The sequence below is a fragment of the Myxococcus sp. NMCA1 genome, assembly GCF_026810205.1.
Lineage (GTDB): Bacteria > Myxococcota > Myxococcia > Myxococcales > Myxococcaceae > Myxococcus > Myxococcus xanthus_A.
The window spans coordinates 3,166,229-3,190,223 of record NZ_CP113950.1 but is presented as its reverse complement, the minus strand read 5'-3'; the positions used below and the strand labels follow the sequence as shown (position 1 = coordinate 3,190,223).

Annotated in this window: 21 protein-coding genes and 2 tRNA genes; 8 read left to right on the top strand and 15 right to left on the bottom strand. The window is 69.9% G+C overall.

All coding sequences use genetic code 11. From position 1 onward, the window contains the following. Nucleotides 1-51 precede the first annotated feature (51 nt). Nucleotides 52-2,043, bottom strand: a complete 1,992-nt coding sequence (locus tag OZ403_RS13760; protein ID WP_268784869.1) for an alginate lyase family protein — start codon at nt 2,041-2,043, stop codon at nt 52-54. 287 nt (nt 2,044-2,330) lie between these two features. Here OZ403_RS13760 and OZ403_RS13755 point away from each other — a divergent pair, with 287 nt between their 5' ends. Then, a complete protein-coding gene (locus OZ403_RS13755) occupies nt 2,331-3,365 on the top strand; it encodes a sensor histidine kinase (protein WP_268784383.1) in 1,035 nt (344 codons plus the stop codon). Between the two features lie 12 nt (nt 3,366-3,377). Here the strand turns inward: OZ403_RS13755 and OZ403_RS13750 are convergent, their stop codons facing one another. From OZ403_RS13750 to OZ403_RS13725, 6 genes are read right to left on the bottom strand one after another with little or no spacing between them, the layout of a single operon-like run. Then, nucleotides 3,378-5,924 carry a hybrid sensor histidine kinase/response regulator gene (locus OZ403_RS13750; RefSeq protein WP_268784382.1) on the bottom strand — a complete coding sequence of 849 codons (2,547 nt, stop codon included), beginning with the start codon at nt 5,922-5,924 and terminating at the stop codon, nt 3,378-3,380. A 9-nt stretch (nt 5,925-5,933) separates the two neighbouring features. Further along, complete coding sequence (locus tag OZ403_RS13745) at nt 5,934-6,518, bottom strand: chemotaxis protein CheW (protein WP_140790172.1); 585 nt, start codon at nt 6,516-6,518, stop codon at nt 5,934-5,936. A 4-nt stretch (nt 6,519-6,522) separates the two neighbouring features. After that, nucleotides 6,523-6,906 (bottom strand): response regulator, encoded by a 384-nt coding sequence (locus OZ403_RS13740; protein ID WP_011552752.1) that lies wholly within the window; start codon nt 6,904-6,906, stop codon nt 6,523-6,525. Beyond that, nucleotides 6,903-8,519, bottom strand: a complete 1,617-nt coding sequence (locus OZ403_RS13735; protein WP_140790170.1) for a methyl-accepting chemotaxis protein — start codon at nt 8,517-8,519, stop codon at nt 6,903-6,905. The genes OZ403_RS13740 and OZ403_RS13735 overlap by 4 nt, the downstream gene beginning before the upstream one ends. A gap of 21 nt (nt 8,520-8,540) precedes the next feature. Continuing rightward, nucleotides 8,541-10,187 carry a CheR family methyltransferase gene (locus tag OZ403_RS13730; protein WP_140790168.1) on the bottom strand — a complete coding sequence of 549 codons (1,647 nt, stop codon included), beginning with the start codon at nt 10,185-10,187 and terminating at the stop codon, nt 8,541-8,543. After that, entirely contained in the window at nt 10,184-10,750 is a 567-nt protein-coding gene (locus OZ403_RS13725; RefSeq protein ID WP_140790166.1) for a chemotaxis protein CheW, read from the bottom strand. The genes OZ403_RS13730 and OZ403_RS13725 overlap by 4 nt, the downstream gene beginning before the upstream one ends. 245 nt (nt 10,751-10,995) lie before the next feature. On the opposite strand from OZ403_RS13725, the gene OZ403_RS13720 reads away from it, so the two are divergent. Beyond that, the gene (locus tag OZ403_RS13720) at nt 10,996-13,053 is read left to right on the top strand and encodes a TonB family protein (protein ID WP_140790165.1); all 2,058 of its coding nucleotides are present in this window, start codon (nt 10,996-10,998) and stop codon (nt 13,051-13,053) included. Nucleotides 13,054-13,092: 39 nt separating this feature from the next. Here OZ403_RS13720 and OZ403_RS13715 read toward each other — a convergent pair whose 3' ends face one another. From OZ403_RS13715 to OZ403_RS13700, 4 genes are read right to left on the bottom strand one after another with little or no spacing between them, the layout of a single operon-like run. After that, a complete protein-coding gene (locus OZ403_RS13715) occupies nt 13,093-13,812 on the bottom strand; it encodes an HAD family hydrolase (protein ID WP_140790164.1) in 720 nt (239 codons plus the stop codon). A 10-nt stretch (nt 13,813-13,822) separates the two neighbouring features. Beyond that, a complete protein-coding gene (locus tag OZ403_RS13710; protein ID WP_140790162.1) occupies nt 13,823-14,806 on the bottom strand; it encodes a myxosortase-dependent metalloprotease, MXAN_2677/MXAN_2678 family in 984 nt (327 codons plus the stop codon). Beyond that, complete coding sequence (locus OZ403_RS13705) at nt 14,764-15,651, bottom strand: myxosortase-dependent metalloprotease, MXAN_2677/MXAN_2678 family (protein WP_140790160.1); 888 nt, start codon at nt 15,649-15,651, stop codon at nt 14,764-14,766. Before OZ403_RS13705 ends, OZ403_RS13710 begins: the two co-directional genes overlap by 43 nt. Then, nucleotides 15,648-16,202 (bottom strand): hypothetical protein, encoded by a 555-nt coding sequence (locus tag OZ403_RS13700; RefSeq protein ID WP_011552744.1) that lies wholly within the window; start codon nt 16,200-16,202, stop codon nt 15,648-15,650. The genes OZ403_RS13705 and OZ403_RS13700 overlap by 4 nt, the downstream gene beginning before the upstream one ends. 87 nt (nt 16,203-16,289) lie before the next feature. On the opposite strand from OZ403_RS13700, the gene gltX reads away from it, so the two are divergent. From gltX to OZ403_RS13680, 4 genes are all read left to right on the top strand, one after another. Continuing rightward, a complete protein-coding gene (gene gltX / locus OZ403_RS13695) occupies nt 16,290-17,729 on the top strand; it encodes a glutamate--tRNA ligase (RefSeq protein WP_268784381.1) in 1,440 nt (479 codons plus the stop codon). Between the two features lie 58 nt (nt 17,730-17,787). Beyond that, nucleotides 17,788-18,195 carry a hypothetical protein gene (locus tag OZ403_RS13690; protein WP_011552742.1) on the top strand — a complete coding sequence of 136 codons (408 nt, stop codon included), beginning with the start codon at nt 17,788-17,790 and terminating at the stop codon, nt 18,193-18,195. A gap of 69 nt (nt 18,196-18,264) precedes the next feature. Next, nucleotides 18,265-18,335: transfer RNA gene (locus OZ403_RS13685), tRNA-Gln, on the top strand. A gap of 130 nt (nt 18,336-18,465) precedes the next feature. Beyond that, a tRNA-Glu gene (locus OZ403_RS13680) sits at nt 18,466-18,537 on the top strand. Nucleotides 18,538-18,682: 145 nt separating this feature from the next. Here OZ403_RS13680 and OZ403_RS13675 read toward each other — a convergent pair. Beyond that, the gene (locus OZ403_RS13675; protein ID WP_140790157.1) at nt 18,683-19,672 is read right to left on the bottom strand and encodes a response regulator; all 990 of its coding nucleotides are present in this window, start codon (nt 19,670-19,672) and stop codon (nt 18,683-18,685) included. A 51-nt stretch (nt 19,673-19,723) separates the two neighbouring features. On the opposite strand from OZ403_RS13675, the gene OZ403_RS13670 reads away from it, so the two are divergent. Continuing rightward, nucleotides 19,724-20,308 carry a hypothetical protein gene (locus OZ403_RS13670; protein ID WP_268784380.1) on the top strand — a complete coding sequence of 195 codons (585 nt, stop codon included), beginning with the start codon at nt 19,724-19,726 and terminating at the stop codon, nt 20,306-20,308. Here the strand turns inward: OZ403_RS13670 and OZ403_RS13665 are convergent. Both OZ403_RS13665 and OZ403_RS13660 read right to left on the bottom strand, forming a co-directional pair. Further along, the gene (locus tag OZ403_RS13665) at nt 20,280-21,437 is read right to left on the bottom strand and encodes a sensor histidine kinase (protein WP_140790155.1); all 1,158 of its coding nucleotides are present in this window, start codon (nt 21,435-21,437) and stop codon (nt 20,280-20,282) included. The two genes, OZ403_RS13670 and OZ403_RS13665, sit on opposite strands and share 29 nt — an antisense overlap. A gap of 165 nt (nt 21,438-21,602) precedes the next feature. Beyond that, nucleotides 21,603-21,887 (bottom strand): DUF2795 domain-containing protein, encoded by a 285-nt coding sequence (locus OZ403_RS13660; protein WP_140790154.1) that lies wholly within the window; start codon nt 21,885-21,887, stop codon nt 21,603-21,605. A 183-nt stretch (nt 21,888-22,070) separates the two neighbouring features. On the opposite strand from OZ403_RS13660, the gene OZ403_RS13655 reads away from it, so the two are divergent. After that, nucleotides 22,071-22,319 (top strand): hypothetical protein, encoded by a 249-nt coding sequence (locus OZ403_RS13655; protein WP_140790152.1) that lies wholly within the window; start codon nt 22,071-22,073, stop codon nt 22,317-22,319. Nucleotides 22,320-22,393: 74 nt separating this feature from the next. On the opposite strand, the gene OZ403_RS13650 is transcribed toward OZ403_RS13655, so the two are convergent. Continuing rightward, nucleotides 22,394-23,992, bottom strand: a complete 1,599-nt coding sequence (locus OZ403_RS13650; protein WP_268784379.1) for a pyruvate dehydrogenase complex dihydrolipoamide acetyltransferase — start codon at nt 23,990-23,992, stop codon at nt 22,394-22,396. Nucleotides 23,993-23,995: the final 3 nt, after the last annotated feature.

The following is a 23,995-nucleotide window of genomic DNA, read 5'->3' as shown; positions in this document are numbered from 1 at the left end:
ACCTCTCCTGATGCGACGTGCCGTTAAGACGGTCACGTCCCGACCCGACACTCAGCGGAAAACGACCACCCACCTCAGCCACGCCGGAGGCGTCACCTGCCCCCGGAACTCCACCGCCAGCGACGGCACGACCCGCCCGTACCCTGGCGAATACTTCGACGGCACCAACCGCGCCGTCAGTCCCTTCTCCAGCACCACCCAGGCGAGCGGGGCCCCTTCCGGCCCCAGCTCCACCACGAGCGGCTCGAACGACACCGGCTCCTCCATCACACGACCCGCGCGTGACAGGACCTGCACTTGAGGCGACACCACTCGCGCCTGTTCATCTGGCAGATGGAATCTGCCCACCACGTCATGCCGGCCCATGCCCACGAAGCGGTCACGTCCGGCCAGAGCGCGCTCGCCCCGGTCCAGCCGGAACGTGCGCTCGATTCCCACGGGCGCGGGCAGCCGGCGGTAGCCGTCATGCCGCACCAACAGCCTGTCCACCGACTTCCCCGGCAGGAAGGCCACCACCCGCGCCCGAGCCTCCTCCGGCAGCGCGAACAACCGCGCCGAATCCAGGGGCGCCTGCTCCGCGCCGTCCACCTGCACCGTGTTGTGCGCGGCCGTTCCGCGGAACCAGTTCCGCAGCGCGGGCTCTCGCGTATAGGTGCCGGTGCCCGGATCCACGATGACGGGACGCCCGTCGACGTGGAGTTCGAAAGAGAGTTTGTCGTTGTGGCTGTGTCCCCCGACTCCGCCTTGTCCCTGCTTGCCGGCGCTGACAGTGATAACGACACCCGCGCCGCGCAAGATGTGAAAACCACCCTCCGGAAAGCTCACCGACACGGGCTCCGGCGCGGGCGCGAGCGCGGCGAAACGCGCCTGCCCGGCGCGGCCCAGCAGCCACGCGGCCTCGTCCACGAACTCGCCACCACCCAGGCTCGCATCGCCGAAGAGCGCCGCGCCCAGGCCCACCAGATAGCCGTGCGCGTTGTCCTCGCGATCGCGCAGCGGGAAGACGCGGCCGGAATCGTTGTCGCCAATCTGTGGCGCCAATCCCTGCTCGGAACACCACGCGCGCACGGCGTGGAACATGCGGCGCAGCCGGGACTCGTACTTGGGCCCCAATGGCACACCCGCGCCCCGCGCGGCGAGGTACGCCAGGGTGAACAGCTCCACCGACAGGCGATGATAGGGAATGGAGCCCTCGAAGGAGGTGCCCTCGAGGTGCACCTGCTTCTCCATCTGTTCGCGCAGCCCCCCCACCGCCAGCGACACCTGCTGCGGCGCGCCCGGCAGCTCCGGGAAGAGCAGGCCCACCACCAACAGGCCCACGTAGTTGGAGACCAGGTGGTTGTTGGGCACCGCGCCGCGGTCCTCCAGGTGGGCCTCCACCCAGGCGGTGTGCTCGGCCAGCGCGCTCAGCACCGGCACCAGGAAGTCCGGCCGGGCCACCGCGGGCGCGGCGGAGAACATGGCCAGCGCTTGCGCCAGGTTCGCGGCGCGCAGCGCTACCTCCATGGCGCACGTCCAGTGCACGCCCTGCCCCACGGGGTTCGCCTGGAGGAAGTCCAACACCTGCGCCACGAAGGCATCCGCCAGCCGCGCGCGCACGTCACCGGCCGTCTCCACCCAATAGCCCTGGCCCAGCGCCACCACGCTGTCGAGCCGGCCCAGCACCCACGGGTACTTCGGGTCGCTCCCCGTCACGGCGAGCGACAGGCGCTCCACGGGCTCCACCGGATAGCGGTGACCACTCACCGGATCCAGGGACCAGTCCACGGGACGGCCCTCGCCGAAAACCACCGGAGTGCCGAAGACGTCCCACTCCTGGCGAAGCGCGGCCTGGGCACGAGCCCGCGCGCGCTCCAGGCCGCCGGGCACCGCGGCGAGCGCCTCCAGCACCGACGCGCGCTGCGAGACTTCACACCAGATGCGTGAGCTGCGCTGGCCCAGCGCCAGCTCCACCAGCTCCACGCCATCCGTCGCGCCGTAGCACTCGAGGAGCTGCACCTCGTCCGCGCGCTCGCGCCGACGATAGAGCGCCTGCCGCGCCACACCTTGGACACGCCGCACAGCGCTGCGCGCCAGTCCACCTGGTGCAAGTCGAGCGATCGCCGCGTAGTAATCGAGAGTCCCCATTCGCCCCTTCCGCCACCCGTGCCGGATGCCGGTAGCAAGTGCCTGGCCAGGAGCTGTTTCTTAGGAGTTGAGCGGGGTTGCGCGGCGCCTCCGTACCCCCTGACGGTAAAAAGTGGGGGGCTCACACGCCCTGAAGGGAAAAGGATTTCCGATTCGTGGGCGTCCGGCGCCCTCCCTGGGCAGTGTTGCGGCGCGTGCGTGGAGTGCCCATACCTTCCCGCGTGCTGGCAGGTGCTTGGACGGGGTGGCGCATCGGCAACGAGTCCGATGCAGGGGTGGAACAGGCGCTCGCGGAGGTTGCCGAACGTGCCTTCCGCTGTGGTGCTCGTGCGGGATTGGAGTCCCTGGTACGCGAGGCCCAGCGGATGACGGGCGCTTCCGGAGCGGCCTTCTATGACGGACGCGTCTGTGTAGCGGCGACAGGGGTCGTCACGGCCACGCGCGCCCGGGGAAGGATGCGTCGTCGGCCAGCCCTGGTCGTGTGGCCCGAACGGCTCACAGGCAGGGATGCGCGGGTGCTCGCGCGGATGTCGGCGTTCGGCGCCGTGCTGCTCGCGGCGCATACCCGGGAGTCGGACGCGGCGGCGCGGCACGTGCATCTGCTGAAGACGCAGCGGCGATTGGAACGGCGGGTGGAGAACCAGGAGCACCGGCGCTCCCGGGCGTCACACGACCTCAGGACACCATTGATGGTCATCAAGGGATACGTGGACATGATGCTGAAGGGAACGGCGGGCGGGCTGACGGCCCCCATCCAGCGCTACCTGGAGCGGCTGCGCCGCTCGGCGGACGACCAGAGCGCCATCATCGAGCGCCGGCTGGCGAAGATGCAGGACGAGGGCGTGGAGGACCTGCGCCCCATGCTGCGCACGGCCTTCATCCCCGCCGCGCGCGGCCACCGCGTCGTGGACACGACGATGACGCTCCCGGACCGGCCCGTGGCCATTCCGGGCCCCCGCGATGACGTGGAGCTGCTGGTGCGCACGCTGGCCCGCGCGGTGGCGGCGTCGGGCGCGCCCACGGCGGTGCGCGTGGAAGCCGCCGGGGACGCGGGCGTGTGGCAGCTGCGCGTCAACATCCGCGGCGGCAAGGCGCTGCCGGAGAAGACTGTCACGCTGCTGCGGCACCTGACGCAGCGGCTGCGGGGTGGCCTCTCGTTGCCGGAGGAGACCAGCAACGGCTGGGTGGTCCACCTGCCGGTGGATGACACCGTGCCCGTGGCGCCTCGCGACGCGTGAGGCGCGGCGCCGTCAGGATGCGGGCAGCAGCTGGCGCACCAGCTCCAGCAGGCGGCCTCGCTCCACCTCGCGCTTGACGAGGTACCCGTCCGCGCCCGCCTCCAGACCGGCGGCGCGGTCCTCGGGACTGTCGAGCGACGTCACCAGGATGATGGGCGTGCGGTGCAGCTGCGGGTGCGACTTGATTCGCCGCGCCAGCCCCACGCCGTCCAGCCGGGGCATCTGCCAGTCGCTGACCACCAGTTGGCAGGGCGTGCGCTCCAGGATGCCCCACGCCTCTTCACCGTCCGCCGCGGTCACCACCGGGTAGCCGGCAATCTCCAGCAGCGACTTCATGGCGAAGCGCGTGGTGAGCGCGTCGTCACACACGAGGATGCGAGGCCGCGCCGTCTCGCGGGCCACCGAGCGCGTCTCCGGCCGCGCCGCGCGCACCAGCTCCGCCGCGTTGAGCACTGGCACCACGCGGCCATCGTCCAGCACCGCCGCGCCCGCCAGGTGCCGCACGCCCTTGAGGTGGCGCCCCAGGGAGCGGACGACAATCTCCTGCTGCCCCACCACCTCGTCGATGGCGTACAGCACCTTGTCCTCGCCCACCGTCAGCAGCGCGGCGGCCTGCACCTTCCCGGAGTCCAGCGCCAGCGGCAGCCGGGGCAGGCCAATGGCCTCCGCCAGCGACAGGAACGTGAGCTGCTCCCCATCCAGCCGCGCCACCACGCGGCCCGCGACGGTGCCCACGTCGTCCGGGTTCAGCCGGAGGATGCGATTCACGCTGTCGGAGGGAATCGCGGACACCGTGGTGCCCGTGCGCACGAGCAACCCCAACGCCGCGGCCAGCGTCAGCGGCAGGTCCACGGTGAAGCGCGTGCCCCGGCCCGCCGTGAAGGCCACGTCCACCGAGCCCTGGAGCCGCTGCGCCGTCGCCTGCACCACGTCCAGGCCCACGCCCCGACCGGACGTCGCCGTCACCTGCTCCCGCGTGGAGAAGCCCGGCTGGAAGATGAGCCGCGCCGCCTGCGCGTCCGACAGCTTCTCCGCCTCGTCGGCCGGCAGCAGCCCCCGCCGCACCGCCGTGGCGCGCACCCGGCTGGGCGACAGGCCGGAGCCGTCATCCTCCACCACCACCGCGATGCGCGAGCCCCGGGGCTCCACCCGCACCGTCAGGCGCCCCGCCTCGGGCTTGCCCGCGGCCCGCCGCTCCTCGGTGGACTCCAGGCCGTGGTCGATGGCGTTGCGCACCAGGTGCAGCAGCGGGTCCTTCAGCGCGTCGAGGATGCGCCGGTCCAACCGCACCTCGCCGCCCGACAGCTCCAGCGTCACCTGCTTGTCCAGCCGCGCGGACGTCTCGCGCACGGTGCGGCGCAGCGGCTCCAGCACCTGCGAGGCCGGCACCATGCGCAGGTCGCGCAAGTCATCCCGCGCCACCTGGGCCACCAGCGTGAGCTGCTCACCGTCGCGGTGCGATTCCTTCGTCAGCTCCAGGAGCTGCTTCTGGAGCCCGCGCATCTGCGTCACGCCCGCGCGGAGCGGCTCCAGCGCGGGACCGCCGCCCGCCATCGCGAGCTGCGACGATGCTCGCTCCAGGTGCATCAGCACCTCGCGCATGCCGTCCATCAACACGCGGTGCGCCGCACCACGCCGCGTCTGCTGCGCGCGTCCGGCCAGGAGCAGCTCCACCTGGAGCGCGATGGACTCCAGCGTCTTCACCGACACGCGCACCGTCTGGTCTGCCGGTCCGCGGGACTCCGTCGTAGCCACGGCCCCCGTGGGCCCCTGGGCCGCCGCGCCTTCCACGGGCGCGGGAGACGGCGACGCGCGCAGCGACTGGACGGCGCGGGCCACCGCCCCTGCTCCACCCGCCGCCTCCAAGGCGGTCCGTAGATCCACCAGCGTGCCAGCCACGTCCGAGGCCGCCAGCCCCGCGGAGTCACCGCCCGGCTCCATGCGCGTGAAGCCCAGCGCCGCGGCTTCCGCCAGCGTGGCCACCTTCTGCGCCCCGGCGGACTCGGCGGACGCCTTCAGCGTGCGGGCCCGCTCCACCGCCGTGCGCACCACCGCGGCCCGATCCGGCACATCCGGCGAGCACAGCGCGCCCAACCCCGCTTCGAGGAGGTCCAGCACCTCCAGCCCCTGCGCGGCCGCGCCCGAGGCCGCCGTCTGGGGGATGGCCTCCGCGGACTCGTGGCCCAGGGCGGCCAGCAGCGAGGACAGCCCCTCCACCACGGGCGACTGTCCGGCGTCGCCACGGGCCATGGCGCCTTCGATGGCGGAGAGGCCGCGCAGCATGGCCTCCACCGTGTCGCGGGGCAGCCGCTCCTCCTGATTGAAGGTGGCCAGCCCGTCCTCGATGGCGTGCACCACCTGCTCGATGTCGTCCAGGCCCAGGCTGGCCGCGGAGCCCTTGAGGCTGTGGACCAGCCGCTTGAGCGAAGGGAGCAGGTCCGGCTCACGCCCCTGCGCCGGGCCCTCCAGCCCCAACACCTTCGACCCGATGGCTTGAATCTGCTCGCGCGTCTCCGCGGAGAACACCGGCCAGATGCTGCGCAAGAGCTGAGGATCCATGGCGCGTGCCTACTCCCCTTCGGGCCGCGTGGCGGACGGGCCCCCGAGCTGCTCCAGGTCCAACACGGTCAGCCGGTCCGGCGTGAGAAACAAGAACGGCCCAGGCGGAGGCTGAGACAGCTCCACCTTCGGCAATTCCTTGCGTCCTTCGACGGACTCCGCCGCCAGCCCGAACCCCTCTTCACTGTCATCCGCCTCGACCACCACCACCTTGCTGAGGTCCGACATGCCGCCACCCTCCAGTCCCAGGAGCTGGCGCAGGTCCAACACCGGCACCACGCGCGAGCGGCTCACCAGCGCCCCCAGCACGTGCCGGGGAGCACCGGGCAGCGAGGCGATGCCGCGCGCTTCGATCACGTGGTCCACGTGCTCGATTCGCACCGCATAGCGCTCGCCGCCCACCGTGAAGGCCAGCACGGAGAGCACCTCCTGGCGCTCCTCGTGGCGGGATTCGGCCAGGGCCCGGGCACGGGCGCTCAGCACCTCGCGACGCTTCTCGGGGCTCACTCCCTGCTTGCCGTCCAGCAGCGAGTGCGCCTCGGTGAGCTGGCGTCGCAGCCCGGCGTAATCAATCTTGGCGTCGTCCTTCGACATGCGCTCAGTACCGGGTCGCGGGCAGCTTCAGGATGTCGCGCACCTTCGAACGAAGGTCGTCCACGGACACCGGTTTGTTGAGGAAGGCGCTGGCACCCACCAGCTTGCCCTTCTGCCGGCTCGCATCGTCCTTCAGCGAGGTGAGCATCATGAAAGGGGTGTCGTGAAGTTGCCGGTCCGCGCGGATCGCCGCGCACAGCGCGAAGCCGTCCATCTCCGGCATCTGCACATCGGAGATGATGAGGTCCGGCTTGAGCTCCCGCGCCTTGGTCAGTCCAATCGCGCCATTCGGAGCGTCGAAGAACTCCAACCCCCACCCCATCAGGTACACCTGAAGAAGGTTGGTGATGGTCTTCGTGTCTTCGACGATGAGCACCTTTGCGTTCATAACTGGTACCTACCCACCAGGTCCGAGAACCGTTTCGAGAGATTGGTCAGATTGCCTGACACCTGTTCGATGCGCCGGGTGCTCTCCACCGAGTCTCCCATGGCGGATGTCAGCTCGCTCATGGCCGTGGAAATCTGCTCCACGCCAATGGTCTGCTGACGCGTGTTTCCGGCAATCTGCCGCGCCGCGCCCGACGACTCGCGGATGACCTCCGACAAGCCCAGGATGGTCGTCCCCGCCTCGCGAGCCAGCTCCATGGCCGCCTGCGCCCGGCGGCTGCCTTCCTCCGTGGCGCTGACGGCCTGCCTCGTCCCCTTCTGCACCTCGTTGAGCAGGCCGCGCACCTGCTCCGCGGCGATGCGGGACTGCTCCGCCAGCGTGCGCATCTCCGTGGCCACCACCGCGAAACCCCGGCCATGCTCCCCGGCCTTGGCCGCTTCAATGGAGGCATTGAGCGCCAGCAGGTTGGACTGCTCGGCCACGTCCTTCACCGTGCCGATGATGTCGCCAATCTGCATCGTGCGCTCACTGAGGTCGGTGATGGACAGGGCAATGGCCTTCACCTGCTCGCCCAGGTTCTCCATGCCGGAGACGCTCTCGCTGACGACCTTCTGCCCCTCCGCGCTGAGGGCTTCGGACTTCTGCGTCTGGGAGATGACCGAGTCCGCGTAGGCCGTGGCCTGCTTGGACGTCTGGGCAATCTCCGCCACCGTGGTGCTCGTCTCGTTGATGGCGGAGGCCTGCTGGTGGGCCATGGCCGACTGCTGCGTGGAGGTGGCCAGCACGCCCGCCGCCTCGCGCTCCATCTCCGCCGCCGCGCTGCGCAGGTCCTGCAGCAGGTGGGAGAGCGCGTCCGTCATCACCGCGAAGCTGCGCGCCACGTCGCCAATCTCATCCGAGCCCTGGAGGTCCACCTGCTGGCGCAAATCCCCCGCCGCGATGCCCGCCGCCGCGCGCGCCAGCCGCTCCAGCGGCACCACGAGCATCCCGGACACCAGCCATGCCGCCACCAGGCAGGCCACCAGCACGAGCAGGCTGATGATGGCCGTGAAGCGCGTGGCCTCCCGCAGCGTCTGGCTCAGCCCCTCCTCGTGGAGCGCCAGCTGGAGGGTGCCCAGATGCGCGGTGGAGCCGGCCGCGAGCACCGGCGTCGTCGTCTCCACCAGGCCCGTGCCCTTCACCGACCTGCGGCGGAGCACCGAGGCATCGCCTTCGACGGAGGCCGGAGCCTGCGCCTCGCCGTCGTAGCGCTCCGCGGCGGCCTCGCCCAGGAGGATGCCGTCCGCGTCATGGATGCGGACATAGGCGACCTCGGGCCCCAGGCTCAGCGCGCCCTGAACCAGCTCCTGGAGCCGCTCCGGGTCGCGCTTCGCGCCCAGCACGGGCGTCAGCGTCTTCGCCAGCTCCACGCTCACCGAGTTGGCGCGGCGGGACAGGTCATTGCGAAGCGCGTCGCCCATCTGCATCCACGTCGTGGTGATGAGGATGACGGCCACCAGCCCCCCCGTCGCCCCGGTGAGCGCGAGGATTTTCATCCGCAGACTGAGCCTGCTCCCCGGCGCGCGGCCCGGCGGTGTCAGGTGTGTCCCTTTGACGTCCACGTTGCCTCCCACCTCGTGCGGAGCGCGCGCCTCTCAGCGCACTCCATGCCAGCCAGCCTGCTCGACTGGCGCCAGGGCCTGCCTCAGGCCGCCGGCCGTCATCGTCTCCACCCCACGCAGCGGGTGTTCATCATCCAGTCCGTCCAGCGCGCGCAGGGCGTTCTGCCGCGCACGCTCCGCGTCCTCGGGCCGCTCCATGCGCCCATAGAGGGCCACCAGCGTGGCGTGCCCCAGCGCCAACCGGGGCTCCAGGTACAGCGCCTTGCGAACCGCCTCCACCGCCCCGTTCAGGTCGCCACGAACCTCGGCCACCATGGAGAGCAGCAGGTACGCCTCGGGAACGAGCGCCTTCGCGGCCTCGCGCGCCAGCGCCTCCGCCTCCTCGAAGTGTCCCGCGCGCGCCGCGATGATGGCGCGCTCCAGGGGAGGAACCTCCTCGGCGGCGAGTGCGTCCACGGACCGCGGCACGGCGTGAGTGGCGGCGGCTGGCGTTGACGAGGCCCACGCAGGACGCGACGTCCCAGGCTCGCTTGGAGATGGACGCCCCTCCGCCCCGCGCGAGTCGATAGCGCCGGGCGAAGCCCCCGTCGCGGAGAAATCCCCCGCGGCTGACGAAGCAGAACGGACAGACGCTCCCGCCAGACCCGACGCCGTGCGGCCGGACACCGAGCCGACACGGGAGTCCCCCAGGGACGTGCCGGACGTCAGAGGCCCTTCGCCTGTCGATGGCTTCGCACCCCAAGCCGGCACGCGCGCGCGGCGCGCCCTTGAATCGTCCAGCGCCTGAGGCCACCCGGCAGGCGGCACCGCCGAGGACACCTGATTCCGGCCCGCCCCCAGGCGAGGAAGCCGCGCCTCTGGCGTCACGGCGCGAGGAGCCCCAGGCACGGGGACCCGAAGCGCCACGCTGCCCTCGGCGTCCACTGTCTCCAGACCCAGGCCATTGGTGAGCGGCACCTCCGCCGGAGAGACGAAGAGCAGCCCACCGGGAGCCAGCGCGGAGATGAAGCGCTTCAGCACCTCCCGCGCGAGTTCCGTCGGGAAGTAGATGAGCACGTTGCGGCAGAAGATGGCGCCCAGGCCCATGAAGGGCGGCGGGTCCACGGCCAGGTTGTGGCGCCGGAACTCCACGGCGCGCCGGACCTGGGGGATGACGGAGTAGTCGTCGCCGTTGGCGACCAGGAAGCGCTTCTCCTGCTCCGGCTCGATGCGGCGCAGGGACCACGGACCGTACACGCCATCCCGCGCGCGCTGGAGCGCCCGGCCCGACACGTCCGTCGCCAGTACGCGGAAGCGGCCTTCGGGCAAACCCTCCGCCATCAAGGCCATGGCGATGCTGTAGGGCTCCTCGCCGCTGGCGCAGCCCGCGCTCCACACCTGGAAGCACGGGGCTGGGTGCGTCTGCGCCAGGCGCGCCAGGGCGCGCAGGTGCTCCGGGTGACGGAAGAAGTACGTTTCGCCAATGACGGCGTGCTCGATGAAGCACTCCACCGCCGCGGCCTCGCGCACCAGCAGCTTGCGCAGGAAGGCGTCGGGCTCCAGGCCTCGCGAACGCGCGGCCCGGCCCAGCGCCGTCTCCAGCGAGCGGCGCAGGCTGCGCGCCAACGTCACCCCGCAGGCCGACTGGAGGACGTCCTCGACCCGGGACAGCGTCGCGTCGTCGAGCACGCCCTCGCTCACGGCGCCTCCGGCCCCACGAGCACCGCGGACGTCCGAAGCAACGGGCGCACGCCTTCGGGCGTCCGGCACAGGCCCGCCATCAGACCGCTGGCATCCCACGGCAGCGGCGACGTCCCATCCGGCGTCCCGTCCACCAGCACCGGGGACTCCACCAGGTCACGCACGCGGTCCACCAGCACCGCCACCGTCCGCGCGCCGCCGCCGCAGACGACCAGGTGCGCATCCAGGGAGGCCTCTCGCTTCACCCCCAGGAGCGCCGCAAGGTCCACGACGACGGCCGGGCTGCCCCGGTAGACGAAGGTCCCCGCCACGTGCGCGGGCGCCCCGGGCAACGGCTCCAGCTCCACCAGCCGCACCACCTCCTGCACCGTCTCGGCGTCCATCAGCGCGCTGGTACCCGCCGCGTCCACCGCCAGGTACATGCCCGGCAGTCGCAGCTCACCCGCCAGCGACGCCAGCTCCTGGCGCAGCTGGACCTGCTCCTCCTCGAGCTGGCTCAGCCGCTCCTCGACAGAGAGACGGCGCGACTGCGCGACCATGGAATTGTCTGGGGTGTCTGCCATCGGGGGAACTCCCGCCTGTCACTGAAGCGCGGGATTGGAGCACGCTAGTCTGTCAGACAAAGAAGCGTCAATGCGGGCTAACCGGCATCCACTCTCACACGGATGGGCGAGTGATGGCGGCAACGGAAGGCATCAGACGTGCTGGATCGGACAGCCCCCTGGTGCGAAGCGCGCGGCAGGTATGGTTTGATGAAGTGCGGCGACACTTCAGGAGAACCGATGTTGCTTGCTGTATGGGGCTACGAATGATCAAGGGCGACTCGCCGAATCCCGAGGCACCCGCTGGAACGGGCGCGGATCCTCTCATCGGGCGGACCCTGAACGGCCGCTTCAGCGTCCTGGAACCGTTGGGCATCGGGGGCATGGGCAAGGTCTACCGGGCCCTGCAGGCACCGCTCGAGCGTGTGGTGGCGCTCAAGGTGCTCAACCCCAGCTTCCCCAGCAGCAGGGACCCTGGCTTCCAGAAGCGCTTCCTGCGCGAGGCGTCGCTGACGTCCAAGCTGCGCCATCCCAACACCGTCACCGTCATCGACTACGGGCAGACGGACGACGGCATCTTCTACATCGCCATGGAGTACCTGGACGGCCGGACGCTGGCCCAGGTGCTGGGGCAGGTCGGCCCGCTGGCGTGGTCCCGCGCCATCTCCGTCACCCAGCAGATCTGCCGCTCACTGCGCGAGGCGCACAGCCTGGGCATCATCCACCGCGACCTGAAGCCGGCCAACATCATGCTCCTCAACGAGCAGGATCAGGACCTGGTCAAGGTGCTGGACTTCGGCCTGGTGAAGTCGGTGGCGGCGCCCCAGGAGGGGCAACTCTCCCCCGAAATCACCCAGAACGGCACGTTCCTGGGCTCGCCGCAGTACATGGCGCCCGAGCAGGCGCGCAACGCCACCGACGCGCGCAGCGACGTGTACTCGCTGGGCATCGTGCTCTTCCAGATGCTGATGGGGCGTCCGCCGTTCATCGCGCGCGACCACATCGAGCTCATCTTCGCCCATTACAAGGAAGCTCCGCCCACCTTCCAGCAGGTGCGTCCGGACCTCCATATCCCGCCGGAAATCGAGGCGGTGGTGCGGCGCTGCCTGGAGAAGGACCCGGCGCGGCGCTACCAGACGATGGACGAGTTGCTGGAGGGCCTGCGTGAAGCGAGCATGGCCGCGGGCGGCAACAGCGGCATCTTCAAGCGGCCCGGCGGCGCGACGACGACGGGCCCCTACCCGTCCCCCGCGCTGTTCTCCAACGTGGGAAACAACACCGAATCCGGTGACACGCTGGCAGTGGACATCAGCGTGGAGGTGCCCAAGGACGTCGAGCGCGCCCGGCAGCGCACGCTGCTCACGGGTGGCCTGGGCGGCCTCGTGGTGGCGGGCCTCATCGCGGGCGGCGCGGTGTTCTTCATGGCGAACAAGGAAGCGGCGCCGCCTGCCCCCGCGCCCCAAACGGAGGCCCCGGCGCCCGTCGCCGCCGCACCCGCCGCGGAGCCTGCCGCCGAGCCCGCTGCCACCGCCAACGCGGGCAAGGTTCGCTTCAAGCTGATGAGCCAGCCCTCCGGCGCCCGCGTCTTCTACCGGGGCAAGGAGCGAGGCGTCACGCCCTTCACCCTGGAGATTCCGTCGGGACAGGATGGCTCCGTCACGGTGGAGCTGACCTTCGCGATGGAGGGCTACCAGATGGAGACCGTCGTCACGGGCGGTACCGGCGAGGTGGTGCTGTCGCAGAAGCTCCAGAAGCGCCGGGGCGGCGCGGGCGGCGGCCGGCAAGTCGAGGTGGCCTCCGTGAGCGCGGATGAGACGGCGGAGGAAGTCGAGCCGGTGGCCACGCCGGGCGGCATGTCCGCGCCGGTGATGCTCGCCCCCACGGCCTCGCCCGCCACGGAGCTCCCTGTCGCGGCGGCCGTCGGAGGCGCCACGGCCTCGGCAACCGACGCGGCTCCGGCCAAGGGCTCAGCGACCGGGCTCGCGCTGCCGGTCCTCCCCACCGCAGCGGTGGCCTCCGCGCGTGGCGACGTGCTCCCCTACAACGAGGACATGCCTCGCCCGGAGATGGTCGACCAGGGCAAGGACATCATCTACACGCGCGAAGCGATGGCCGCGAAGTCGAGCGGCGTGATGATTGTCCGCTGCACCATCACCCAGCAGGGCCGCGTGGAGAAGTGCCGGACCATCAAGTCCGTGGCCCACATGGAGCGCGCGGTGCTCGATGCCCTCACGTCCCGCACCTACAAGCCCATCGTCTACAAGGGCTACCCGGTGAACGTGGACTACACCTTCAGCATGCGCCTGGTGGCACCGCGCCGCTGAGGATGCATCGCTGACCGTCCCCGCCGGACCCGGCGCGCATCAGGGTCCGGTGGAGGGCACCACGGGTGGCGCCGGCGGAACGGCCGGCACATCGCCGCCGGGCGGCACACCCCAGTCCACCACCGGCCAGCCCCGCTTCCGGGCGTGGCGCCGCAGCCGGTGGTCTGGGTGGACGGCCACGGGCCGCCCCACCACCTCCATTACCGACAGGTCCGAATACGAATCGGTGTAGAAGGCGCACGCCGACAGAGCCACGCCCACCTCGCGCACGTAGGCCTCGGCACAGACGCGCTTGCCCTCGCCGAAGCAGATGGTCCCCAGGGCGCGTCCGGTGTGGAGGCCCTCGCCATCGACCTCGAAGCGGTTGCACAGCACCGCGTCCAGTCCCAGCTCCCGCGCCACCAGCTCCGACAGGTAGCCCGTGGACGACGTCAACAGGACGAGCCGCTCTCCGGCGCGCCGGTGCGCGTCCAGCACGGCCCAGGCTCCGGGCCGGTAGAGCGGCCGCACGTGCTCCTCGTAGAACACGACGGTGCGCTCCTGGAGCGGCTTCGCGGGAGTACCGGCGAGCTGGGCAATCGCGCGCGCCACGGCGTCCTGCATGGACACGAAGCCCAGGTGGTAGCGCGCGATCCAGAGGCTGGCGCGCAGCGCCTGGAAGCGGGAGATGTGCCCCAGCTCGAGCTCGCGGCGAATCCACAGCGAGCCCGAGTTGGCGGCGATGAGCGTCTTGTCCAAGTCGAAGAATGCGACGGCCACGCCTGGACCTCTAATCCCGCCGGAAGGACGCCGCAGCGTGGACTGCACGCCGCCGCACACGCATCAGGACGAGCGCGACCAGCCCCAGCGCCACCGGACCCGGTGCCGCCGCGCAGCCGCTGCCCCGGCCGTCCGCCTTCAACGCAAAACCCGCCCCCTCCCGCACGAAGCACTGGGTGGGCGGCAGGTGACGCGGGTAGATGTCACAGAACCCGGCGGCTGACCCCGAGTCGATGACGCGCTTGCGCGTCTCTCCCGGAGGCGCGGTGGCCTCCATGGTGGCGCCCGGGACGAAGACATGGTCCAGCCCCACCACGTGGCCAATCTCGTGCGTCATGGTGTTCTGGATGTCCGTGGCCACGCAGTCCACCGAGGGCTCGCCTTCACACACCGGTGAGTCCACCGTGGTGAAGAGGAAGCCATAGCCCCGTGCCGGCTGGGACGCGTTCAGCTCGATGTCCGAGTCCAACACCCGCCCGTCCCGATAGGAGAACGTGGACGTGGTGAGGCCGATGGTCCCAGACGGATGCTCCCAGCACTGGTAGACGTTGCCGCACGTCTCTTCGGTCCAGCACGCATCATCCGCCGGGGCAACGTCGCGGCACGACGTCTCCCGGAACGTGATGATGTTGTAGTTGTCCCGGGGACGCGTCTCGTCGTAGCCCACGGCGATCGGCGCTCGCCAGTCCTCGCCCCGGGTGAACCGGTAGTCGCTGCACCCGTCGGAGATGTTCCGCCACGAGTCGAAGGACGCCTCGATGGCCGCTACCTCGGAGTCTCCAGGCGTGCGCGCGCTGCCCGCCGCATCCAGGTGGTAGACATACTCACGCACCGGCCACACCAGGCACAGCGGGTGCCTGGGCACCACGGTGCGGCGGTAGGACGGCTCCTCGTCCATCTGCGCTTGAGCGGAGGTGGCCAGGCACGCGGCCGCGAGCGCCAGCGCCTTCCTCACCGGACCGCCTCCTCGCGACGGCGGCGGAGCGCCAGCCACAGTGACCAGACGGCCACCAGGGACAGCGCCCCACCCGGCCCCGCCGCGGAGCAGCCTCCAGCCTTGGGTCCCAGGTCGATGGACGTCACCGGGTGGAGGCACGACTGGCTGGCCTGCCCCTGGGGGTAGGCGTCACAGACGAAGCCGCGCGAGCCCGAGTCCACCACGCGCTTGGACACCTCTCCCGGCGGCGCGCTGGGGTTCATGGTGGAGCCGGTGGCGCGCGTGTGGTCCAGACCGATGAGGTGGCCGACCTCGTGCGTGGCGGTGTTCTGCACGTCGGTGGCCACGCAGTGGGTTGTCACCGGAGGGAAGCACGTGCCGCCGTTCGCCGTCGTGAAGGAGAAGCGCGCCGCGTTGAAGGAGATGTCCGAGTCGTAGATGATGCCGGAGCGCTCGTCGTACGTGGTGAGCGTGATGGCGATGGTGTTGTCGTCGTCATCCCAGCAGTCATACGTGTTGGCACACGTGTCGTCGTCCCAGCACGCATCGCTCGCGGGCGCCACGGTGTTGCAGTCCCGGGTGCGGAACAGCACCAGGTTGGTGTTGTTTCCCTGGCGCCGGTAGCCCACCTGGCGTTCGTCCACGCGCGGGCCTTCCACCAACGTGAGGTTGCCGCACTCGGCGAAGATGGTCTGCCAGCTCTGGAAGGAGGCGCGAATCGCGTCGAACTCGGAGTCACCCGCCGTGTCCGGGTTGCCGTAGGTGCTCTGGTTCCAGACGACGCGATTGGACGTCCAGAAGAGGCACTGCGTGCGCGTGTCACCCGCATCGACACGGCTGCGGACGTAGGGGTCCACCTGGCCCAGGGTCAGGGCCAGCATCAGGGGCGCGAGCAGCATCACGGCGTCTGCTCCCCAAGGGCTTCACGGATGGCGGCCTTCAGCTCCACCAGCGTCATGGACTGGAGCGCGGACGCGGCCGGCTTGCGGGTGACGGGGTCCAGCAGCTGCGACTCGGTGGGCTCCGGGACGGCCAGCGCCGTCTTTCCCTCGCGCTTCACCTGGAACTTGCCCTGCGCCATGTCGGACACGCGGAAGGCACGGGGTCCGCGCTTCTGCAGGAAGACCACCACCTCCTCGCCCGGCGTGAAGGACGCCAGGCCGTGCACCACCTGGCCAATGTCCCCCATGCGGCCCCCGGGCTGGGTGACGAGCACCGTGCTTCCAGGCTGGCCCTTGAGCGATTCCGTCACCTGGATTTCGACGTCGGTGAGGATGCGCATCTTGTCGCCGCTCCAGCGGCTCTCCACGCGCCGGACGACACCGTGGACCACGGTGTCCGCGCCTACCGCGAGCCCGGACAGGTCCACGCGGAGCTGGGTGGTGGCGGTCGCGGGCACGCCCACCAGGAGGACAGCCAGGAGCAACGTGCGAACTACCTGACGAATCGACATACGAGTTCTCCCTGGCCATCCAACTTACTCCAGGAAAGTCCCTCCGCGTTGACCCTCCATCCACGCCCTGCTAATCCGCGCGCCCGTATGCCTCCTGCCCTTCGCGTCCGCTTCGCTCCCTCGCCTACCGGTTACCTTCACATTGGCGGTGCCCGTACGGCGCTGATGAATTTCCTGCAGGCGCGGCGCCAGGGCGGCACCTTCGTCCTTCGCATGGAGGACACGGACCAGGGCCGCTCCACCCCGGAGTCGGTGCAGGCCATCCTGGACGGACTGAACTGGCTGGGCATCGACTGGGATGAGGGCCCCGGTAAGGAAGGCCCCTACGCCCCCTACTTCCAGATGCAGCGGCTGGACACCTACCGCAAGCACGCCGACCAGCTCATCGCCGAGGGCAAGGCCTACCGGTGCTACTGCACGAAGGAGGACCTCGACGCGCAGCGGCAGGTGGCGGAGAAGGCGGGCGGCGCGTTCAAGTACCCGGGCACCTGCCGTGAGCGGACCGAGCCCCCCGCCGGCCGCAACGCCGCGGACGCGGTCATCCGCTTCAAGATGCCCGCGGGTGACGGTTCCGTGTCCTTCACCGACAAGGCGCTGGGCACCATCACCAAGACGCACAGCGACCTGGATGACTGGGTCATGATGCGGGCGGACGGCATCCCCGTGTACAACTTCGGGTGTGTCATTGATGACCACCTGATGGACATCACCCTGGTCGCGCGCGGCCAGGAGCACGTCAACTCCACCTTCCCGCAGCTGATGCTGTACCAGGCGCTGGGGTGGACGCCTCCCGACTTCGCCCACCTGCCGCTCATCCTGGGCCCGGACCGCGAGAAGCTGTCCAAGCGCAAGCACCCGGAAGCGGACGTGATGGTGCACAAGCGCAACGGCGTCATGCCGGAGGCGCTGCTCAACTTCGTCATCCGCCTGGGCTGGAGCCACGGCAACGACGAGGTCATCAGCCGCGAGCAGATGCTCGAGTGGTTCGACTTCAGCGACGTGGGCACCACCTCCGGCGTGTGGAACCCGGAGAAGCTGCTGTGGCTCAACCAGCAGTGGATGAAGCAGCTGCCGGTGGAGACCGTGGTGGAGCGGCTGCTCCCCTTCATGGAGGCGAAGGGCATCCAGGCGCAGGGCGACCCGCGGCTGGAGACGCTGGTGCGCACGCTGCGCGAGCGCTCCAACACCCTGGAAGACATCGCCACCACCGCGGCCAACGTCTACTTCCGCTCCGGCATCACCCTGGACGAGAAGGCCGCCACCAAGCACCTCTCCGGAGAGTCCCTCAACCTGCTGCGAAAGGTGCGCGAGACGCTCGCCGCGCTGCCGGAGTGGTCGGTGGAGGCGCTGGACGGCGTGGTGAAGCAGGTGAGCGAGGCCTCCAGCGTCGGCATGGGCAAGGTGGCGCAGCCCATCCGCGTGGCACTCACCGGCAACACCACCAGCCCGGGCATCGGCGAGACGCTGGTGCTGGTGGGCCGCGACGAATCCCTGCTGCGCATCGACGCGGCGCTGACGCGCGGTTGAGCTGTCAGGCGCAGGTAGCGGTGGACGTCGGCAGCCCAGGCCCCTATCTTTCGGACCCATGATGCGTGCCCTTGACAGCCTGAAACGCGGTTTCTATAAGGCGCGCCCGCTCGGAGCGGCGCTGGTGGCGCTCTGGGCGGTTTCAGCGGGCGCCGAAGTCATCAATGGCGCGCAGTTGCCGGATGGGTCCAAGCGGGTCGGTGAGAATCGCTACCGGTCGCCCAGGGATTTCGATGGCACGCTGGAGTACTACCGCGCGGTCTACTCGACGAGCGGTTACCCCCGCCGGCAGATCGTGAACCAGCCGGGCGTCAAGGCGGTTCACATCAGCAACCCCTCGGGGAAGAACTTCGCGGGGCTGAACATTTACGAGGCGAACGACGAAGTTCGCATCTACATCGTCCCGACCCAGCAGGCAGCCAAGCCCGCCAAGAAGCCGGAGACGACGAAGAGCAGGAAGAAGTAAACGCCGCACCGAAGTTGTTGCAGTCCCGAAGTGGTATTGGTAGAGAAGCGCCGCAGTCGAGCAGGTCCTTGGGGAATCGTCTAACGGCAGGACAGCAGACTCTGACTCTGCTTATCTAGGTTCGAATCCTAGTTCCCCAGCTTGTAGTCCCGTAGTTGCAGTGCTCGTCGGTCCGAAGCAACCTGAGCAGGACGAAACAAAAAAGGTTGACGAGGGCAGACGAAAAAAGGTAGAAATCGCGGGCAGTTAGCGGCGGTTGAAACAAGTATCGGCCCTGTCGTCTAGCGGTTAGGACGGAGCCCTCTCACGGCTCAAACTCGGGTTCGAATCCCGGCAGGGTCACACTGAGGCGCCCACCTTCTGAAAAGAAGGTGGGCGTTTCGCTTTTGCGGGCCAGACGTCGGCAGTATGCGACGGCCCCCACGGGGCTCGGCGCCTCTTTCGAGGCCCGGCCCGCGCGCGCCTCCTCACGTCTCAATGGGGTTCTTCAGGGAAGCGGCGCGGCGATGCTCTGCCGGAAGGCGGCGAGCGCTGCGGCGAGCCGATCTTGCGCCCGCTGCACGCCCCGGCGCAGCAGCAACATGCGCACCTTCTCCGGCAGCGCGACGGCACCCTGGCTGGTGCCGAAGCCCACCAGGTCCATGCGCAGCGTAATCGCCTCCAACAAATCACCCAGGTCCGACTGGGGACTGGCGAGCAGCAGCACGTCGGGCGGTCTGCGCTGAAGGCGCTCGGCCAGCGTGCGCCACTGGGGGTCGCCCGTCTCCACGATGACGACGTCCACGCGCTCCAGTTCGGGGGCGTAGGGCGGCAGCTCTACCGCCTCGAACCCAGCGTCCTGAAGAACGGTGACGGTATTCGCGCTGCCCACGACGGCTATCCGGCCATTGAGGCCCAGGCGCACCGCTTCCTCGTAGGCCCGCAGCTCCGCCTCCAGGACTTCGTAGGCGAGCTCCGGCGCGTCCTGTCCGGAGGCCAGGAGGGCCGCGGCCTCGCGGGCCACCTCCCGGGCCTGCTCCCGCACGAGCAGGCCCGCAGTCCGGCGCTCCAGGGCGGCGCGCACCTTGGCGCGCAGCACCCGCAAGTCGTCAAAAGGCTTGAGGATGTAGTCACTGGCGCCCGCGGCGAAGGCGGCGACGACGCTTTCGGAGCTGGCGTAGCCGGTAATCATCACCGCTTCCATGGACGGCTGGAGACGGCGCGCCTCGGCGATGAGCTCCACGCCGCCCATGCCAGGCAGGTTCTTGTCCGTCACCAGGACGTCGAAGCGCTGCTCGGCCAGCAGCGGGAGGGCTTCCTCCGCGCTCGCGGCCAGCGTCACAACCAGGTCGGCATCTCGCTCCAGAAGGCGGGCACAGATGTCCAGCACGACGGGCTCGTCATCCACCACCAGCACCGTCGAGGCGAGCGTCCCCCCTTCCCCTCCTTCACCCTCACCGGTTTCGAACGGGAACTCCATGGCCGCGCAGATTCGCACAGCTCACTTCCAACTACGAAGCCCGCATTTGAGGCCCGCTATGCTGGAGTTGTGGCGAGCTTTCAGGACGCATTGCAGGACAACCGGGTACCCGGGCGGCTGGGCGACGTGCGGCTGCGTTATGACGGCGGCCGGCTGGTGGGCGAATCCCTGCCGCCGCCCTGGGAGCGGCGTGTCCTGCCCGGGCTGTTCGTCGGCGTAGGACTGGGGTGTGCGGTGGGCGCCGCCATCCTGGTGGGCGTCCGGGAAGGCGCGACGGCGGCCTTCGCCCTGGGATTGCTCGCGGCGGCCCTGGTGGGTCTGGCCCTCAAATGGGAGTCCCGGCTGGGCCGCCGGCGCTTCGTCCTGCACTTCCGCTCCGAATCCCTCCGATTGGAGCAACTGGCCTGGTCACCGGGCGCCACCCGCGCGGCGGTGGTGCCCTTCGACGCGGTGCGGGCCGTCCACATGGTGGAGCGCCCCGGTCCCCGTTACGCACTGGTGGTGGAGTACGCGCCAACCGACGCGGAGGGCCCGCTGCGCCGCGCGGTGCTGGTGGAGGACATCCGCGCCTCCGAGACGCAGACGCTTCACCGCGTATGGCGCATGCTCAGCAACGCTTTCGGAATCAGGGGAGCGGGGCTCGCCGGAGGGTGATTTCGATTTCGGTGCCCTCCCCTTGCGTGGAGGACAACCGGAGGCTGCCGCCGAACTGCGTGACGAGCTCCCGGCAGATGGACAGGCCCAGTCCGGTTCCCACGCCCACGGGCTTGGTGGTGAACATGGGCTGGAAGACGCGCTCCTGCAGCTCCATGGGAATGCCGCAGCCGTTGTCCGCCACCGTGAGCACCACGTCGTCGGGACGCAGTGTCCACCGGACCTCGATGCGCCCGGGACGTCCCGTGGTGCCCATGGCCTGCGCCGCGTTGACGATGAGGTTGAGCAGCACCTGGCACAGCTTCACCGGGCCGAAGGTGACGCGCACGGGCTCGCCGTTGCTCGTCAGCCGCGCCCGCTCCCGCACCTCGGCGCGCGCCAGCTTCACTGCGAAGGACACCACTTCCGCGACGTCCGCCGTGGCCTCCAGGTCCTCACCGCGGGCCTGGGCTCGCAGCCCCAGTGCCACCTGCCGCAGGTGCTCGGCGCCGTCCGCGAGGTCCTTGATGAGGGCGGGCAGGTCCTCCACCGTCTCCGCCACGGAGGGGTCGGGGTCCGTCTGCAGGTGCCGCGACACGTACTGGATGACGCTGCCCAGGTCGCGCTGCAGCGACGCCACGTTCTGCGACAGGTAGCCCACCGGCCCCATCAGCTCGTGCGCGATACCCGCCGTCACCTGTCCCAGGGTGGCCAGACGCTCAGACTTCATCATGCGCCCTTCCACCTCGCGGATGCGCAGCTCCAGTCGGGCAATCTTGAGCGCGTCATCGAGCGCGGCCTGGAGCTCCGTCCGGTCCCACGGCTTGACGAAGTAGCGCGTCACCTGGCCGCGGTTGACGGCGTCGATGACGGCCTGCATGTCCGCGTAGGCCGTGACGAGCATGCGCTTGGCGTCCGGCGCAATCGTGCGCGCCCGCTCCAGCAGCTCCACGCCCGTCATGCCGGGCATCCGCTGGTCGGAGAGGATGACGCCAATCTCGCCCCTGCGCTGCTCCAGGAGCGCCAACGCCTCGCTGGGCGAGGAGCTGCGAAAGATGCGGAAGCGCTGCCCGAAGTTCGCGTCGAAGACCCGGAGGTTCAGCGCGTCATCGTCGACGTAGAGGACCGCGGGGAGTTCAGACGGGTTCATGGCGCTCCTCCAGGCCAGCGTCCCATGAAGGGGGCCAGGCTGGTAAGGCCTAGGATAGCGCCTCAACCCCTTCGCGATCTGCTGGGTACCGCGCGCACCACCAGGATAGGGAGAGCGCCTGACGCGTCGCACCGCCCAGCGAGGCCCTGTCCGTCCTGGGTCGTGTCAGCGCGAAGAAGCCAACTGTTGCGGACCCGTGGCCTCCAGGTCGCCTTCCAGCGCCCGGGCCACCGCGTCCACGGAGCCGAAGCTGACCCGGGGAAGTGACCCCAGGAGCGAGAGCACCAGGGACGGGGCCTCGTTCTCACGGGCCACCCAGGTCAACTGCCGCGCGGACAGCGGGAAGACGGCGCCGTCGAGCGCCTTGTGCAGCGATTCCGCCAGCGGCAGCGGCGGGCCTACGCGCGACTCCAACTCCGACACACCCTGGGCAAGCCGTTCGCGTGTCATGTCGTCGTTCATTGGAAGCAAGTTAAGCAGCGAACGCCCACGGCCGCCGACCTTTTTTCGCGCTCGTAGGGCAGGCAGGGGGACAAGCCATGCAACCCGCTTGTGGGTGGTCAGCACGCGGCACACGTCCCACCGTTACCGCCACGAAGTGTGCCGGATGGCACCTGCTTGGGAGGACACACCATGGCGGACAGCAAGGGTAAATCCGAGGAGACGAAGCACAACGCAGCCGGAGATAACGGTTATGCGGAGCGCATCGAGCATGTGGAGGGCACGCGCCCAGAGCCCTGGCCCGGCATCCGCGGTCGCTCTGACGATGAGGAGAACGAACTGCCGACCGGAACGTCACGCGAGCGCCAGGCAAGCGTGACGGAGACTCAGCGCAAGCTGGAGCAGGAGGCGCACGGCCGCAAGGAGCCGACGCGCAAGTAACAAGGGTCCATCCGGGCCCTGCCCCGCCCTCGCGCGCCCCAGGACGGGCACGCGGAGCGGGGCAACCGGACGGCCTAGAACAGCAGCCGCGTGGGGTGCTCGAGCAGCCCGCGCAGCTCGCGCAGGAACTCGGCGCCAATGGCACCGTCGATGACGCGGTGGTCGCACGACAGCGTCGCCGTCATCATCTTCCGGACCGCCAGCTGACCATCGCGCACCACCGCCTTCTCGGAGACGGCACCCACCGCGAGGATGGAGGCCTGCGGCGGGTTGATGACGGCGACGAACTGGTCGATGCCGTACATGCCCAGGTTGCTGACGGTGATGGAGCCGCCGGTGTACTCCTCCGGCTTGAGGGCACGCTTGCGAGCGCGCTCCGCCAGCTCACGCACGCCTGTCGCGATGGCCTGCAGGCCCTTCTGGTCCGCATCCCGGAGGATGGGCGTGATGAGGCCTTCCTCCAGCGCCACCGCGATGCCCACGTCCACACTGTGGAACTGGACGACCTTGTCGCCTTGCAGCGAGACGTTGATCTTCGGGTAGCGGCGCACCGCCATGGCCACGGCCTTCACGATGAGGTCGTTGACGGAGACCTTGAGGTCCATCGCCTTCGCCTCTTCGCGCACCTTCGACGCCGCCTCCATGTCCACCTCGATGGTGAGGTAGAAGTGAGGAACGCCGGGCTTCACCTCCGTCATCCGCTGCGCGATGACCTTGCGCATGGACGAGAGGGGGACCACGGTCGGCTCGGGACGCACGCCCGGAGCGGGCTGCGCGGCCGGGGCCTTCTTCGCGGCAGGAGCCGCCGCAGGTCCTCGCGCGAGCGCCTCCTCGATGTCGCGCTTCACCACGCGGCCAGACGGACCGGAGCCACTCACCTGGGTGAGGTCCAGCCCCTTCTCGCGCGCGATCTTCTTCGCCACGGGACTGGCGCGGACACGCCGGCCACCCGCCTGGGCCGGAGCCGCCGCGGGCTTCGCCGCCGGAGCAGGCGCGGACTTCTGAGCCGCCGGCTTCTCGGGAGCCGGGGCAGGCGCCGCGGGCTTCGCCGCCGGAGCCGCCTTGGCGCCCTTTGCGGTGAGGTACGCGATGGGCGCCCCCACCTTCGCCATCTGGTTCTCACCGACGACGATCTCCGCCAGGGTGCCGTCGTCGTAGGCCTCGATTTCGAGGTTGGACTTGTCTGTCTCCACCTCGGCCACGGCGTCGCCGGAGGACACCTTGTCCCCCTGCTTCTTGAGCCACTTGACGATCTTCCCCTCCGTCATTGTCGGGGACAGGCTCGGCATCTGGATGGCGATGCGGTTGTCGCCGCCGCCCGACGACGCGGGCTTCTCGGCGGCCCGCGGCGCGGGGGCCTCGGGCGCCGGCTGGGGCTTCTGCTCGGGAGGCGTCGCGGCGGGCGCGGCCTGCTTGCCGGCGTCCACCTTTTCACCCTTCGCACCGATATAGGCGATGGGCGCGCCCACCTTGGCCATCTCGCCCTCGCCGACGAGCACCTGCAGCAGGTACCCGTCGTCGTAGGCCTCGATTTCGAGGTTGGACTTGTCCGTCTCCACCTCGGCCACGGCATCGCCGGAGGACACCTTGTCCCCTTGCTTCTTGAGCCACTTGACGATCTTCCCCTCCGTCATTGTCGGGGACAGGCTCGGCATCTGGATGGGAATGGCCATGCG

Coding starts and splice junctions, on each gene's coding strand:
- OZ403_RS13650 (WP_268784379.1), bottom strand. CDS start 23,992: ATGGCCATTCCCATCCAGATGCCGAGCCTGTCCCCGACAATGACGGAG.
- OZ403_RS13665 (WP_140790155.1), bottom strand. CDS start 21,437: ATGAACCCGTCTGAACTCCCCGCGGTCCTCTACGTCGACGATGACGCG.
- OZ403_RS13750 (WP_268784382.1), bottom strand. CDS start 5,924: ATGGATCCTCAGCTCTTGCGCAGCATCTGGCCGGTGTTCTCCGCGGAG.
- OZ403_RS13720 (WP_140790165.1), top strand. CDS start 10,996: ATGATCAAGGGCGACTCGCCGAATCCCGAGGCACCCGCTGGAACGGGC.
- OZ403_RS13745 (WP_140790172.1), bottom strand. CDS start 6,518: ATGTCGAAGGACGACGCCAAGATTGATTACGCCGGGCTGCGACGCCAG.
- OZ403_RS13690 (WP_011552742.1), top strand. CDS start 17,788: ATGATGCGTGCCCTTGACAGCCTGAAACGCGGTTTCTATAAGGCGCGC.
- OZ403_RS13700 (WP_011552744.1), bottom strand. CDS start 16,202: ATGTCGATTCGTCAGGTAGTTCGCACGTTGCTCCTGGCTGTCCTCCTG.
- OZ403_RS13660 (WP_140790154.1), bottom strand. CDS start 21,887: ATGACACGCGAACGGCTTGCCCAGGGTGTGTCGGAGTTGGAGTCGCGC.
- OZ403_RS13740 (WP_011552752.1), bottom strand. CDS start 6,906: ATGAACGCAAAGGTGCTCATCGTCGAAGACACGAAGACCATCACCAAC.
- gltX (WP_268784381.1), top strand. CDS start 16,290: ATGCCTCCTGCCCTTCGCGTCCGCTTCGCTCCCTCGCCTACCGGTTAC.
- OZ403_RS13655 (WP_140790152.1), top strand. CDS start 22,071: ATGGCGGACAGCAAGGGTAAATCCGAGGAGACGAAGCACAACGCAGCC.
- OZ403_RS13725 (WP_140790166.1), bottom strand. CDS start 10,750: ATGGCAGACACCCCAGACAATTCCATGGTCGCGCAGTCGCGCCGTCTC.